The sequence below is a fragment of the Ruegeria sp. BI11 genome (assembly GCF_056538005.1).
In genome coordinates, this window is sequence record NZ_JBQFSM010000001.1 from 571,055 (window position 1) to 583,762 (window position 12,708).

Annotated in this window: 13 protein-coding genes; 7 read left to right on the forward strand and 6 right to left on the reverse strand. The window is 57.8% G+C overall.

All coding sequences use genetic code 11. From position 1 onward, the window contains the following. Positions 1 to 62: 62 nt before the first annotated feature. On the forward strand, positions 63 to 506 hold the full coding sequence (locus tag ACR0DT_RS02815; RefSeq protein WP_480709290.1) for a hypothetical protein: 444 nt from the start codon (positions 63 to 65) through the stop codon (positions 504 to 506). A gap of 87 nt (positions 507 to 593) precedes the next feature. On the opposite strand, the gene ACR0DT_RS02820 is transcribed toward ACR0DT_RS02815, so the two are convergent. From ACR0DT_RS02820 to ACR0DT_RS02830, 3 genes are all read right to left on the reverse strand, one after another. Next, positions 594 to 2,063 carry a carboxypeptidase M32 gene (locus tag ACR0DT_RS02820; protein WP_480709291.1) on the reverse strand — a complete coding sequence of 490 codons (1,470 nt, stop codon included), beginning with the start codon at positions 2,061 to 2,063 and terminating at the stop codon, positions 594 to 596. Between the two features lie 5 nt (positions 2,064 to 2,068). Further along, positions 2,069 to 3,214, reverse strand: coding sequence for a heme A synthase (ctaA, locus tag ACR0DT_RS02825; RefSeq protein WP_480709292.1), 1,146 nt, complete (start codon positions 3,212 to 3,214; stop codon positions 2,069 to 2,071). Between the two features lie 62 nt (positions 3,215 to 3,276). Further along, positions 3,277 to 4,020 (reverse strand): RNA methyltransferase, encoded by a 744-nt coding sequence (locus tag ACR0DT_RS02830; protein ID WP_480709293.1) that lies wholly within the window; start codon positions 4,018 to 4,020, stop codon positions 3,277 to 3,279. 154 nt (positions 4,021 to 4,174) lie between these two features. Here ACR0DT_RS02830 and ACR0DT_RS02835 point away from each other — a divergent pair, with 154 nt between their 5' ends. The 4 genes from ACR0DT_RS02835 (at position 4,175) to ACR0DT_RS02850 (ending at position 7,381) form a co-directional block, all read left to right on the forward strand. Further along, on the forward strand, positions 4,175 to 4,792 hold the full coding sequence (locus tag ACR0DT_RS02835; RefSeq protein WP_480709294.1) for a thiamine phosphate synthase: 618 nt from the start codon (positions 4,175 to 4,177) through the stop codon (positions 4,790 to 4,792). 45 nt (positions 4,793 to 4,837) lie between these two features. Continuing rightward, entirely contained in the window at positions 4,838 to 5,731 is an 894-nt protein-coding gene (locus ACR0DT_RS02840) for a PfkB family carbohydrate kinase (protein ID WP_480709295.1), read from the forward strand. After that, positions 5,728 to 6,639, forward strand: a complete 912-nt coding sequence (locus tag ACR0DT_RS02845) for a pseudouridine-5'-phosphate glycosidase (RefSeq protein WP_480709296.1) — start codon at positions 5,728 to 5,730, stop codon at positions 6,637 to 6,639. Before ACR0DT_RS02840 ends, ACR0DT_RS02845 begins: the two co-directional genes overlap by 4 nt. A 64-nt stretch (positions 6,640 to 6,703) precedes the next feature. Next, a complete protein-coding gene (locus ACR0DT_RS02850; RefSeq protein ID WP_480709297.1) occupies positions 6,704 to 7,381 on the forward strand; it encodes a DUF502 domain-containing protein in 678 nt (225 codons plus the stop codon). Here the strand turns inward: ACR0DT_RS02850 and ACR0DT_RS02855 are convergent, their stop codons facing one another. After that, positions 7,382 to 8,407 carry a patatin-like phospholipase family protein gene (locus tag ACR0DT_RS02855; protein WP_480709298.1) on the reverse strand — a complete coding sequence of 342 codons (1,026 nt, stop codon included), beginning with the start codon at positions 8,405 to 8,407 and terminating at the stop codon, positions 7,382 to 7,384. A gap of 15 nt (positions 8,408 to 8,422) precedes the next feature. Beyond that, the gene (locus tag ACR0DT_RS02860) at positions 8,423 to 9,196 is read right to left on the reverse strand and encodes a 3-hydroxybutyrate dehydrogenase (RefSeq protein WP_480709299.1); all 774 of its coding nucleotides are present in this window, start codon (positions 9,194 to 9,196) and stop codon (positions 8,423 to 8,425) included. Positions 9,197 to 9,488: 292 nt separating this feature from the next. On the opposite strand from ACR0DT_RS02860, the gene ACR0DT_RS02865 reads away from it, so the two are divergent. Continuing rightward, positions 9,489 to 11,303 carry an extracellular solute-binding protein gene (locus ACR0DT_RS02865; RefSeq protein WP_480709300.1) on the forward strand — a complete coding sequence of 605 codons (1,815 nt, stop codon included), beginning with the start codon at positions 9,489 to 9,491 and terminating at the stop codon, positions 11,301 to 11,303. A 538-nt stretch (positions 11,304 to 11,841) separates the two neighbouring features. Further along, positions 11,842 to 12,078, forward strand: coding sequence for a hypothetical protein (locus ACR0DT_RS02870; protein ID WP_170325112.1), 237 nt, complete (start codon positions 11,842 to 11,844; stop codon positions 12,076 to 12,078). Here the strand turns inward: ACR0DT_RS02870 and ACR0DT_RS02875 are convergent. Beyond that, a complete protein-coding gene (locus ACR0DT_RS02875) occupies positions 12,067 to 12,690 on the reverse strand; it encodes a helix-turn-helix domain-containing protein (RefSeq protein ID WP_480709301.1) in 624 nt (207 codons plus the stop codon). The two genes, ACR0DT_RS02870 and ACR0DT_RS02875, sit on opposite strands and share 12 nt — an antisense overlap. Positions 12,691 to 12,708: the final 18 nt, after the last annotated feature.

Here is a 12,708-nt window from a genome sequence, read left to right on the forward strand (position 1 = left end):
TCTAAATTTCGTTATTCTACGACCAAGATTATTCGAAACAGTAGTTTCAAGAGGTCGTTTCAATGCGCATTTTTTTCAAACAAAGTTTAGTAATCTTTTGGTTCCTGTGGTGGACATTCGCGTTTTTAACCGATTTCATCGGCGGGCTAGAGCTACTGGGGATGACTTCAACCCCTTGGTTTGACGGCCATAACTTTCCGTTTCTGCAAAAAACGCTGGATCAGTTTGGTGCCTCTATGGCCGTTGATGTGTTTCTATTTGTTGGGATCATTCTGTGGTTGCTTCTATCGACGCTGCTTTTTGCGCTCGCGTCATTTACCCCTTATTCCCAGACGGATCGTTGGCAAAAGAGAGTCGACGCAGCGTTTATTGTATCGCTAGGGTTGTGGCTCGCTTTTTTTCTGGCGGACCAGACGGTCATGAATTTTGACCTGGAAGAAAACCACATGGTTCAGGGGGGCTTTCAGCTTTTGTGCTACCTGACCATCTATCTTCTGCCTGATTAGCAATGCTCGACTACTAAAGTCTTATTTAGGCAAAAAACTTGCAACGCGGCACGCATCTGAGAACAAAAACCGCCGGAAATTTTGCGTTCAAAGACCGTATAGCGTACCAAATTTTTGCTCCAAATACGCCAACAAAGGTTCCGGTCCCGGTTCTACCCCACTGGCGCGCTGGATGGTCTCGCGCGGAGTGTAGAGCCCACCATGACACTGGAGATTTTCACGCAGCCATCCTGTTGCGCCCGAAGTATCGCCGCCGGCCAATTGCGCATCCAGATCAGGTAGCGCAGCGCGCAACGCCTGATTGAGGCACCCCGCGTAAACGTTGCCCAGTGAATAAGTTGGGAAGTAACCAAACAGTCCGACCGACCAATGGACGTCCTGCAAACACCCGTTCGATGGCTTGTCGACCGCATATCCGAAATCTGCCTTGAACCGGTCGTTCCACGCGGCCTCCAGATCTTTGACCTGAAGATCGCCGGCCATTAAGGCGCGTTCAAGATCAAAGCGCAGCATGATGTGCAGGTTGTATTGCACCTCGTCCGCCTCGGTCCGGATATAGCCTTTGTGCACGCCATTGACCGTGGCATAGAAAGCGTCGGCATCCGCGACACCGAAATCACCGAATGCGTCCACCATCTGTTCGAACAGCCACTCGGTAAAGGCACGAGAACGACCCAGTTGGTTTTCATAGATGCGGCTTTGGCTTTCATGCACACCCATCGAAACGCCCTGCCCCAGCGGAGTAAGCGCAAAAGCCGGGTTAATGCCCTGCTCGTACGCAGCGTGGCCGACTTCGTGAATGGTCGAATAGAAACAGTTGAACGGGTCGGTCTCGCTTGTTCGGGTGGTAATGCGCACATCCAGACCACTGCCCGAGCTGAACGGATGTACTGCCTTGTCCACGCGCCCCGTATTCAGGTCATAGCCAAAGGTGGTCGCCAGTTTCTGCGAAAGGCGCATCTGTATCTGTTCATCGTATTTACCGGTCAAAGCTTGAGGCGCAGGTCTATCCAGTACAGCCGCGCGCAGAGCCACAAGACGCGGGCGCATCTGATCGAAAATCTCGGCGATCTGCTTGCCCGTTGTGTAGGGCTCATAGTCTTCGACCATGGCATCATAGACATCGCCACCCTGCGCCAGTGCTGCGCCTTCTTCACGCTTGAGGGCAACGACTTCTTCGAGAACCGGCAGAAAAGTGGCGACGTTCTCGTCTGCACGGGCTTGCGCCCACGTTCCCTGCGCTGCTGAGGTCACGCGCGCGATAGCCTTGGCCAGATCGGCAGGCACCTTGACCGTCCGCTCGTAGGTTCGGCGGATATCGCGCAACTGAGCACGGGCCACATCGTTTTGCGGATCGGCCTGCTCCAGCCATTCAGCCACGCGCGGGTCTGAGCGACGGGCATGCAGAACGGCTTCGATCGCAGCCATCTCCTCGGCCCGTTGCGGAGCTGCGCCACGCGGCATCACCGTTTCCTGATCCCAGCCCAGCCGCCCGGCGATCTGCCCGAGGGCCGAAGTTTCGCGTTGAAAGGCCATCAGGTCGTCATAGGCAGTCATCGGGGTTACGCTCCGCGGATTGAGGTGGCGATTGGGTAGGCAGTCAGGAACCGTGCACGCAAGATCAAGGTCCAGACGACGACAGCCATGAACTGGTGGAAGATGGCGATCTGCCAAGGGGCTGCGTAGATGACCGTCATAATCCCGACCACCACCTGCAGCGACAGCGCTGCAAAAGCTGCGTTGAAGGCAAATCGAGTTTGGGTATGCGCGCTGGTGCTACCGCGGCGCCACACGATGATGCCAAAGATGAACAGCAGGTAGCCCGCACATCGATGGATGAACTGAACCAGACCGGGGCTTTCAAAGAAGTTACGCCACATCGGTTCAAGCATTGTCGCGTCGGGCGGCAATAACTGCCCACCGATCAGCGGCCAATCGGTAAAAGATCGCCCGGCGTCGATGCCTGCCACAAGCGCGCCGATAAGGATCTGCAAAAAGGCGAAATGCATCAGGCCGGTCGACAGTGAGAACAGCTTACCCTCTTTCGCGCGACGGGCCTGCATCAGGTCACGCTCTTCTCGGCCTAGCTCAAAGATATACCAGGCAAGGAAACCCAGTATCACGAAGGCCAGCCCCAGATGGACCGCCAGACGATAGCTGGCGACGGCTGTCATCCCCTCGCCCTGTGTCACGCCCGAGGCGACCATCCACCAGCCGACCGCGCCCTGAACTCCGCCCAAAACGCCGGGGATCAACAGCTTGCCGGTCCACCCGGTCGGTATTTTCCGCGCCAACAGGAAGCCAAAGAATCCAAGCGCCCAGACCAGACCGATCACCCGACCCAATTGGCGATGACCCCATTCCCACCAGTAGATGGTTTTGAAGTCATCCAGCTCCATCCATTGGTTCTGGATTTGCCATTGGTCGATCTGTTTGTACTTGTCGAACTCGGCCTGCCAGTCGGACTCGGTCATCGGCGGAATAGCTCCGGTAATCGGACGCCATTCGGTGATCGACAGCCCGCTATCGGTCAGACGTGTCAGGCCGCCCACGGCGATCATGACGACGACCAGCGCGAACAGGATCATCAGCCAGACGCGAATGGCCCCGCGTGCGCCGCCTTTTCCCCGGTCAATCATACCCGGTTGAACGGCTTGTTGTTTTTCGGTGTCTGAGACGTCTTCGAAGATGCTGCGCTTACCGCTCATGCTGTCCTCTTGTGCCTTGGATTTCGTCGCAAGCTAGGGTGAAGGGGGGCTAAGGTCCAGCCTCAGCCCTTATCCTTCCAACGGACCATCTGACGCATGATCCCGTGCAGCATCTGTACATCGGCGCGGGTCATCCGCATCCGCGACCACAGATTGCGCAGATTGGTCTTCATGCCTTCGGCCTTTTCGGGCGGATAGAAGAACCCTGCCTCTTCCAGCCGATCCTCGTAATGTTCGACCAGTTTTTCGACCTCGATCCCCGTGGCCCAGTCACCCTTGCCTAGATCAGTGGCTTCGTGCACCACATCGCCGGTCTGGCGCATCCACTCATAAGCGTTCAGCAACACGCACTGTCCTAGGTTCAGCGAGGCATATTCCGGGTTCACCGGAACTGAGATGATGGCATTGGCCTTGGCGATATCTTCGTTTTCCAACCCTGCCCGCTCCGGTCCGAACAAGACCGAGACCTTTTCTCCGGCCGCGACTTTCTCGGCTGCAATCTGCATCGCGCGTTCGGGACTGTAGACCGGCTTGGTCAGCCCACGCTGACGCGCTGTGGTAGCAAAAACAAACGTGCTGTCGGACAACGCCCCGGCCAGATCATCGAACAGCTGCGCCTCGTCCAGCAACCGGCCGGCCCCGCTGGACATAGCCACCGCCTTTGGATTGGGCCAGCCGTCGCGCGGTGCCACGATCCGCATCCGGTCCAGCCCGAAGTTCCACATCGCCCGCGCGGCGGCACCGATGTTTTCCCCCATCTGAGGGCGCACGAGCACAAAAGAGGGCTGGGATTTATCGCTGGGCATGGTTGTCTCCGGAAAACTTGGCCTGCTGTAATCGGCGCGTTGGCGCAGGGCAAGGCATCAGATTGGTCATTTGCGCCTTAAACCGGCATAAAAGTTTGCTTCCCCGGCACAATCCGCTAAACCGCGCCAAAGACTGAAAGCGAAGGACGCGCCAATGGACACCCCCGAGCAGCCGCAGATTTACCTGATCACCCCGCCAACGATCTCGTTGAGCGCCTTCCCCGACCAGCTTGGCCGCGTTCTGGACTGTGCCGAGATCGCCTGCATCCGGCTGGCGCTAGCGGGCAACGACGAAGACGCCATCGCCCGCGCTGCTGACGCTTGCCGCGAAGTGGCCCATGCACGCGACGTGGCACTGGTGATCTCGAACCACGTTCTGCTGGCGCAACGGTTGGGGCTGGACGGTGTACATCTGGATGACGCCGCGCGTTCTGCGCGCGCCGCGCGCAAAGAGCTAGGCGCTGATGCCATCGTTGGCAGCTTTTGTGGCGCGTCGAGCCACGATGGCATGACCGCTGGCGAGGCTGGCGTGGATTATGTCGCCTTTGGTCCGGTCGGCGCGTCAACGCTGGGCGACGGGACCACAGCTGAAAAAGATCTCTTCCAGTGGTGGTCGGAAATGATCGAGGTTCCGGTTGTTGCCGAAGGCGGCTTGACCCCCGACTTGGTCCGCGACCTTACCCCCTGCACCGATTTCTTTGGCATCGGGGATGAGATCTGGTCGCAGGACGACCCTCTTGCCGCGTTGAAAGCCCTCACCGACGCGATGTGAGCGTTAACCCTTGCACCAACCTCAGGGCTGCGGCATGACACGGGCATGACTCAGAACAGCGAAATCCTGTGTATTGGCTCGGTCCTGTGGGACATAATCGGGCGTTCCGCCAGCGCCATGCGGCAAGGCTCGGACGTGCCGGGTCGGATCACCCGCCTGCCCGGCGGTGTGGCCATGAATATTGCCATGACACTGGTGCGGTTCGGCATGACCCCAACCATTTTGACGGCCATCGGTCGCGACCCCGAAGGGGACGAGTTAGTTCATGCCTGCTCGCGGCTGGGCATGGTGACGGATCATATCTACCGCTCGCAGGATTTGCCGACGGACAGATACATGGCCGTCGAAGGGGCCAACGGTCTGATCGCAGCGATTGCCGACGCGCATTCGCTTGAGGCCGCCGGTGCCAAAATCCTGCGTCCTTTGATGCACGGGCCGCTGGGGTATGAGAACACTCCATTTCAGGGCCCAATCGCGCTGGATGGAAATCTGACCCTGACCCTTTTGGAGGAAATCGCCCAAAGCCCGGGCTTTGCGCGTGCTGACTTGCGCGTGGCACCGGCTTCGCCCGGCAAGGCCGAACGTTTGTTGCCTTTCCTGAAACACGCCCGCGCCACGCTTTATGTGAACCTCGAAGAGGCTGGCATCCTGTGCCAACGCGAATTCACAGATTCTGAAAGCGCCGCCAAGGGCTTGCTGGATCGCGGCGCTCTGCGGGTGCTGGTCACCGATGGCGGCAACTCGGCCACCGTAGGCAACGCTGACGAAATACTGACCCAAACACCGCCCTCTGTATTGGTCACACGCGTGACCGGTGCCGGGGATACCTTCATGGCGGCGCATATCGCGTCCGAGGCCAGCGGCGCGTCCAGTGACGAAGCCCTGCGCCGCGCCCTGCACGCCGCCGCAACTTATGTTTCCGGAGAAACCCCGCTGTGATCGACATCCAATATTCCGCCGAAGTCCGCGGCGCCAAAGAAGCGGGCCAGCCCATCGTCGCGCTGGAAAGCACCATCATCACCCACGGCATGCCCTACCCTCAGAACATCGAGGTGGCGGCGCAGGTTGAACAGGACATCCGCGATGCGGGTGCGGTTCCGGCTACGATCGCGGTGATCAAGGGCAAGCTGCATGTGGGGTTGGAATCTGACCAGTTGAAATCACTGGGTCAGGCCCATGGCGTCGCCAAAGTGTCCCGCGCAGATATGCCCGTTTGCATGGCCTCTGGCGGGACTGGAGCCACAACGGTCGCAGCCACCATGATCGGCGCACATTATGCCGGGATCGAGGTTTTTGCCACGGGCGGCATCGGAGGTGTGCATCAGGGGGCTGAGACCACTTTTGACATTTCGGCTGACCTGCATGAACTGGCGCAAACACCGGTTACCGTTGTCGCAGCCGGCGCAAAGGCGATCTTAGATATCGCCAAGACATTAGAAGTGCTGGAAACGCTGGGTGTTCCGGTCATCGCGCATGGTCAGGATGAGTTCCCGGCCTTCTGGTCTGCCAAATCTCCCTATGCCGCGCCCCTGCGCCTGGACAGCGCTGAAGACATCGCCAAAGCTCACGCCACCCGACGGGCGCTTGGCCTGCCCGGAGGTCAGCTGGTCGCCAACCCGATCCCGACCGCCGATCAAATCCCGGCCGAGGAACTGGCCCCAATCATCGCCTCGGCCCATGCCGACGCAGAAACGCATCGTATCACGGGCAAAGGCGTCACACCTTACTTGCTGCAGCGGATTTACGAACAAACCGAGGGCCGTTCGCTGACCGCAAACATTGCGCTGGTGCGCAATAATGCCCGACTTGCCGCTGGTGTCGCGATTGCGCTGAGCAAAACCGCATAGGATTAACCTATTGTACCAAGACGCCGGACTGCTTAATTAAATCGGCAAATCATTCAGGATCGCAATGAACACACCGTTTGATGAAGAACCCCATCGTAGACCGGGCCTGTTATCCCGGCTGCGCGCGTCTTTTCTGACGGGCATCGTCGTCATTGCGCCTGTCTGGCTGACGATCTGGCTAATCTGGTCGGTTGTAGGTTGGATCGACAGTGCTGTCCTGCCGCTGATCCCGCAACAGTTCCAGCCCCAGCAATACGTGGGCATCAACCCGCGTGGCGTTGGTGTCATCATCTTTCTGGCGTTCACTGTTTTGGTGGGTTGGATTGCCAAGGGTATTCTGGGTCGGTCCTTAATCTCGTTCGCCGAAAGCCTGGTAGAGCGGATGCCCGTTGTCCGCTCGGTCTATTCTGGGATCAAACAGATCTCCGAAACGGTTTTTGCGCAGACCGAACGGTCCTTCGAAAAAGCCTGCCTGATCCAGTACCCCCGCCGCGGCATATGGGCCATCGGATTTGTGTCGACCACAGCGCGGGGCGAAGTCAGTGAGCGAGCGGAAACGGGTGGCGCATTGCTGAGTGTCTTTGTCCCTACGACCCCAAACCCAACCTCGGGCTTTTTGCTGTTCTTCCCCGAAGAGGACGTCATCCTGCTGGACATGTCCATCGAGGATGCGGCCAAGCTGGTGATTTCGGCAGGATTGGTTTACCCCAACGACAAAGACCCTACGCAACCGCCTGAATAATCAGCCGAACATCTCCGGAAGGTTTACGGTACTCTGCTGACCCAGATCGGCTTTGTTGTCCGATAGGAACCGATGCGCGGCCGCTCGCCCGGCCTCTTTTAACTTGTGCAAAACCACCGGGTTCGGCACCGTTTTGGTTGCCACCGAAAGATCATTCATCAGCGCGTCATCTGCGATCATGTGAACCAGCACTCGGCTCATCTCACCCGCTTTCAGCTTGCCTTCGGCCAGCAAGCGTTGCACGAAGCTGATGGCGCGCAACTCGCGGAAAAGGGATGAGTTAAAGCTGATCTCATTGATCCTGTTCTGGATTTGCTGCGGCGTTTTCGGCACCTCATCCCGCTCAAGCGGGTTGATGTTCACGATCACCAAATCTTCCGGAAGATCGGTGTTGAACAAAGGGTACAGGGCCGGGTTCCCAGTATAGCCGCCATCCCAATAGGCTTCGGTCCTTCCAGATTTGGGATCAAAAATCTCGACCGCCTGAAACAGGTTCGGCAGGCAAGCCGAGGCCAGGATCGCATCTGTCGAGACCTCACCCCCGGTAAAGACCCGTATCTTGCCGCTGCGCACACAGGTGGCACAGACGAATAGGCGTGGCCCTTCGTCGGCGCAGATTTCATCAAAATTGAACCGGTCCACCACCGGCTCCAAAGGATTGCGATAGAACGGGCCGTAAGCATAGGGCGAAACCAGCCGCGACCACGCATCACCCACGGAGAACGGCAGGGAATACTCCATGGCATGCGCGATCTGTGCAGGTTCGATCGCCTGCATCCAGTTGGCAAGGCGCATGTCGCCCACGGCCCCCATGCGCGCCCACAGGCCATCAAGGCTGGCCCGCGCGCCGTCACGGCCATTACGCACCATACCGGATTTGAAGGCCGCGCCGTTCAGCGCCCCGGCCGAGGTGCCGGTAATGGCCGCGACCTCAATATCATCCTCGTCCAGCAGCCGGTCCAGTACACCCCAGGTAAAAGCGCCATGCGCGCCGCCACCTTGCAAGGCTAGATTGATCTGCTTCATGACCCGCCCCTTTCTTTACAGAGCCGTCCACCCCCCATCCACCGAGATTGCTGTCCCGGTGATTTGCGCGGCAGCATCCGAACACAGAAAGACTGTAGTGCCACCAAGTTGCTCGACCGTTGCAAACGCTTTCGAAGGTTGGCGTTCCAGCATAACATTCTTGATCACATCCTCGCGGCTCATGCCGTATTCCTTCATCGTGTCGGGGATTTGGGCTTCAACCAAAGGCGTGAGCACGTAGCCAGGGCAAATCGCGTTGCAGGTGATCGGTTCCTGCGCGGTTTCCAGCGCTACGGTTTTGGTCATTCCGACCACACCGTGTTTGGCAGCGACATACGCTGCTTTGAAAGGCGACGCGGTCAGCCCATGCGCCGAGGCGATATTAACGATCCGTCCCCACCCGGCCTTGCGCATCATCGGCAAAGCAGCGGCCATGGTGTGGTAGGCCGAGTTCATGTTGATCGCAATGATCGCATCCCATTTGTCGACCGGAAACTGATCAATCGGTGAAACGTGTTGAATGCCCGCGTTGTTCACCAGGATGTCACAAGCACCCGCCTTTTCGATCAGAGCACGGCATTCATCCCCCTTGGACATGTCCGCCTTGATGTACCGCGCGTTGGTTCCGGTCTCCTGCGCAATCTCGGCGGCCAGCGCGTGATCCTCATCCCGGTCGGTGAACGAGTTCAAAACGACGTTGGCCCCGGCCTTGGCCAATTCACGGGCAACGCCCAAACCGATCCCCGAATTCGACCCAGTGATGATCGCTGTTTTTCCCGCCACGCTCATGAGCTTTCTCCCTCAACATCCGCTTTGGCCGCACAGTGCCATGCTGCACGTGCAAAGGAAACGGGGAAACATTTAGGTTCTGTATCCGGGGTTGAAATTGCCAAAAAAAACGCCCGCACGAAGCGGGCGTTAAGTTATTGAGGCAGGTTTCATACAGGCAAGAAACCTATCGAGCAGTGCAACCTTTATACGCAATTCCCCGCCTTCGTCCAAGCTAAAAGTTTGATAATAAGAAAAATCATCGGTACGGTGAATCCCAACAAAATAAGGCCTGAGCAGGATTGTTTCCAAAATGAGCCCCGATTTTCTACGTCCCGTTCGCACTGTGATCGCGGGAATCACCTCTGTTTTTGCCGTCACGATTGCCTATGCAGAATCGGCGCATGGCATAGCTATGTACGGAGACCCTGCCCTACTACCGGATTTTGTGTCTCTGCCCTATGCCAACCCCGAGGCCCCCAAAGGCGGCAAAGTCGTTTTCGGAAATACCGGCGGCTTTAACAGTTTGAACCCGTTTGTGCAAAAAGGTGCATCGCCCTGGCAATTGCGATTTTGGACCCACGAAAGCCTGATGGGCCGGTCCTGGGACGAACCTTTCACTCTTTACGGGTTGTTAGCCGAATCAGTTGAGACTGCTCCGGACCGCTCCTGGGTCGAATTTACGCTGCGTGAAAATGCCGAGTTTTCGGATGGCAACCCAGTGACCGTAGACGATGTGATCTGGTCATATGAGACGCTGGGCACAGAAGGGCACCTGCGCTATCGCGGGTTGTGGGGCAAGATCGATAGCATCGAACAGACAGGCCCGCGCAAGGTGCGGATCACCTTTAACGAACCCGACCGTGAATTGGCGTTGATCGCTGGGCTGCGCCCAATTCTGCAAAAGGCGCAGTGGGAAGGGAAGGATTTCGCCAACGCCGCGCTGCACGACGTTCCCATCGGATCGGGGCCTTACGTCGTCGATAGCTATGAGGCAGGCCGTTTTGTGAATTTGCGCCGCAACCCGGATTATTGGGGGGCTGACATTCCGTTCCGGCGCGGCACCATGAACCTGGATGACATTCGGATCGAATTTTATGGCGACGGCACCGTACTGTTCGAAGCGTTCAAGGCCGGTGAGTTGACCGCGGTCCGCGAATTCAACGCCGACAAATGGAACACCCAGTATAATTTCCCAGCCGTCCAGCGCGGCGATGTGGTCAAGACCGAGATCCCGCACGGCAAGCCCTCGGGCATGACCGGGTTCGTCATGAACACCCGCAAAGCCCCCTTTGACGACTGGCGCGTCCGCGAGGCGATGCTGCTGGCGTTCAATTTCGAATATATCAACGACACGATCACCGGTGGCGCTCAGCCCCGGATCACCTCGTATTTCTCGGGTTCCGATCTGGGCATGCAATCCGGCCCTGCTACTGGTCGCGTCGCCGAATTGCTACGGCCCTATGCCGACGACCTGCCGCCCGGCGCGCTTGAGGGCTATGCCCTGCCCGTCAGCGACGGCTCGGCCCGTAACCGCGCCAATATCCGCAAAGCCAACAAACTGCTGGCCGAGGCTGGCTGGACCATTCAGGACGGTGTGTTGCGCAATGAGGACGGTCAGGACTTCGCCATCACCGTTTTACTTCAACAGGGCGACAGCGAGGGCCAGACGGCCATCGAAATTTACACTCGCGCGCTTGAGCGTTTGGGCATCAAAATCAATGTCGAACAAGTAGACAGCGCCCAGTTCGCTGGCCGCAACGCCGAATTGGATTTTGATATCACCTTCATCCGCCGCGCGCTGTCGCTATCGCCGGGCAATGAGCAGCGCCTGTATTGGGGCAGCGAAAATGCCGATACACAGGGCACGCGCAACCTGATGGGCGTTGCCTCACCTGCCGTGGACGGTCTGATTGATGCGATGCTGGCCTCGGAAAGCCATGAGGATTTCGTGGCCGCCACCCGCGCGCTTGACAGGGTTTTGACCACCGGTCGCTATGTCATTCCGATCTGGAATTTCGACGTCGGGCGCATCGCTCACGCCAAGGAGCTGAAACAACCGCAGACCCTACCGATCTATGGCGATGGTCCCGAGTATATGCCGCAGGTTTGGTGGTTCGAAGAGTGATTAGATAAGCCCCACTACAAGCCTGATCGGTTGCAAGGTTGTCGTCGCGGCGATCTCGTGCATCTGCAGGTTTATTTCCGAAAGAAAGCCCCACTAATTCGCACCGTCGTTCGGCGGATTTCGGCACATGGGTTAAATCCCACCACATCTAGTTATGCCTCAACAAAGTTTCGCCACAATTTGTACAACCTCCAATTTACAGCTTAAATCAAAAAAACACCCACAAGGGGCTTTACTGAACATGTCTGAACGATATAGCCTATTGGCATTTAACCGTGCTGTTTGACCAGATTAATTCTGATTATCTAGCTAGATAGCTTTCCATGCGGCGCGTCACACCTGGATTTTGCGGACCGGCCTCCACTCACTCAAACCTCAGGTCCGTAGGCCCGTTACGTTTCGTGCGTGACGGGCCTTTTTGACCTAAGGTAAGCATTGCCAGGGTGCGACATTTTGTCATGCGCGACGACTCCTGCCGTCTCCGTACCCTGATGTAAGGGCCGAGCAGCCGTGAAACCCGAACTACGGAAGCTGACTGATGTTGAACTGGACTGACCTGACGCAAGACTGGGACGCTATGTACTCCCGCGCCAAACGGCGTTTTCCGAACCTACGCGATCAGGACAAGGTGCGGCTGAGCAAAGATCGAAAAGGATTCGAAGCATACCTGGCCGAACGCCACCACCTGACCGTAAACGAAGCCCACGAAGAACTTGAGGATTTTCTATTCACCGAAGGGTTGAACCGCGAGTTCAGCCGGTCGTTAAGCAAGTGACGTTACCCATAGGATCGTCGCATCTTCGTCACTGACGGAAATCACGTTGTGCCCCATACTGGCGTCGTAATAGGCGCTGTCGCCACGACGCATTTCGACAGGTTCGTAGAATTCAGTATACAGCTTTACAACCCCAGTCAGCACATACAGGAATTCTTCGCCATCATGGCGTACCCAGCCGTCAAACTCATCCATTGAACGCGCTCGAACACGGGCGCGATAAGGCAGCATCTGCTTTTTCGTCAGGTTTTCGGCGAGCAACTCGTGCTCGTAGGTACCTGTTGGATGTGCGGCACCTTCACCCATGCGGGTGATCGCCATACGCCCGATCACCTGATCGCGCTGCGGCGGTGTGAACAGCTGCGGCACCGAGATCTCTAACCCGGTCGCCAGTTTCTTGAGCGCATCGTAGGTCGGCGACATCTGCCCGTTCTCGATCTTGCTCAGCGTCGAGCGCGCAAGCCCCGCCTGCGAAGCCGCCTGCTCCAGCGTCCAGTTCCTCGCCTTACGCAGCTGACGCACACGCGCGCCCAGGTCAAGCGGTTCAAGATCGGTATGCTCACCCGAGTCACGGGCAATACGGATCAGGGATGGCTGTTCATTGGTGCTCATGCGCAACTCTATAGGGCC

Bases quoted from the DNA above. Each gene is read 5' to 3' on its own strand.
- ACR0DT_RS02855 (WP_480709298.1), bottom strand. From the start codon at position 8,407: ATGAAGCAGATCAATCTAGCCTTGCAAGGTGGCGGCGCGCATGGCGCT.
- ACR0DT_RS02865 (WP_480709300.1), top strand. From the start codon at position 9,489: ATGAGCCCCGATTTTCTACGTCCCGTTCGCACTGTGATCGCGGGAATC.
- ACR0DT_RS02860 (WP_480709299.1), bottom strand. From the start codon at position 9,196: ATGAGCGTGGCGGGAAAAACAGCGATCATCACTGGGTCGAATTCGGGG.
- ACR0DT_RS02870 (WP_170325112.1), top strand. From the start codon at position 11,842: ATGTTGAACTGGACTGACCTGACGCAAGACTGGGACGCTATGTACTCC.
- ACR0DT_RS02815 (WP_480709290.1), top strand. From the start codon at position 63: ATGCGCATTTTTTTCAAACAAAGTTTAGTAATCTTTTGGTTCCTGTGG.
- ACR0DT_RS02820 (WP_480709291.1), bottom strand. From the start codon at position 2,063: ATGACTGCCTATGACGACCTGATGGCCTTTCAACGCGAAACTTCGGCC.
- ACR0DT_RS02835 (WP_480709294.1), top strand. From the start codon at position 4,175: ATGGACACCCCCGAGCAGCCGCAGATTTACCTGATCACCCCGCCAACG.
- ACR0DT_RS02840 (WP_480709295.1), top strand. From the start codon at position 4,838: ATGACTCAGAACAGCGAAATCCTGTGTATTGGCTCGGTCCTGTGGGAC.
- ACR0DT_RS02850 (WP_480709297.1), top strand. From the start codon at position 6,704: ATGAACACACCGTTTGATGAAGAACCCCATCGTAGACCGGGCCTGTTA.
- ACR0DT_RS02875 (WP_480709301.1), bottom strand. From the start codon at position 12,690: ATGAGCACCAATGAACAGCCATCCCTGATCCGTATTGCCCGTGACTCG.
- ACR0DT_RS02830 (WP_480709293.1), bottom strand. From the start codon at position 4,020: ATGCCCAGCGATAAATCCCAGCCCTCTTTTGTGCTCGTGCGCCCTCAG.
- ctaA (WP_480709292.1), bottom strand. From the start codon at position 3,214: ATGAGCGGTAAGCGCAGCATCTTCGAAGACGTCTCAGACACCGAAAAA.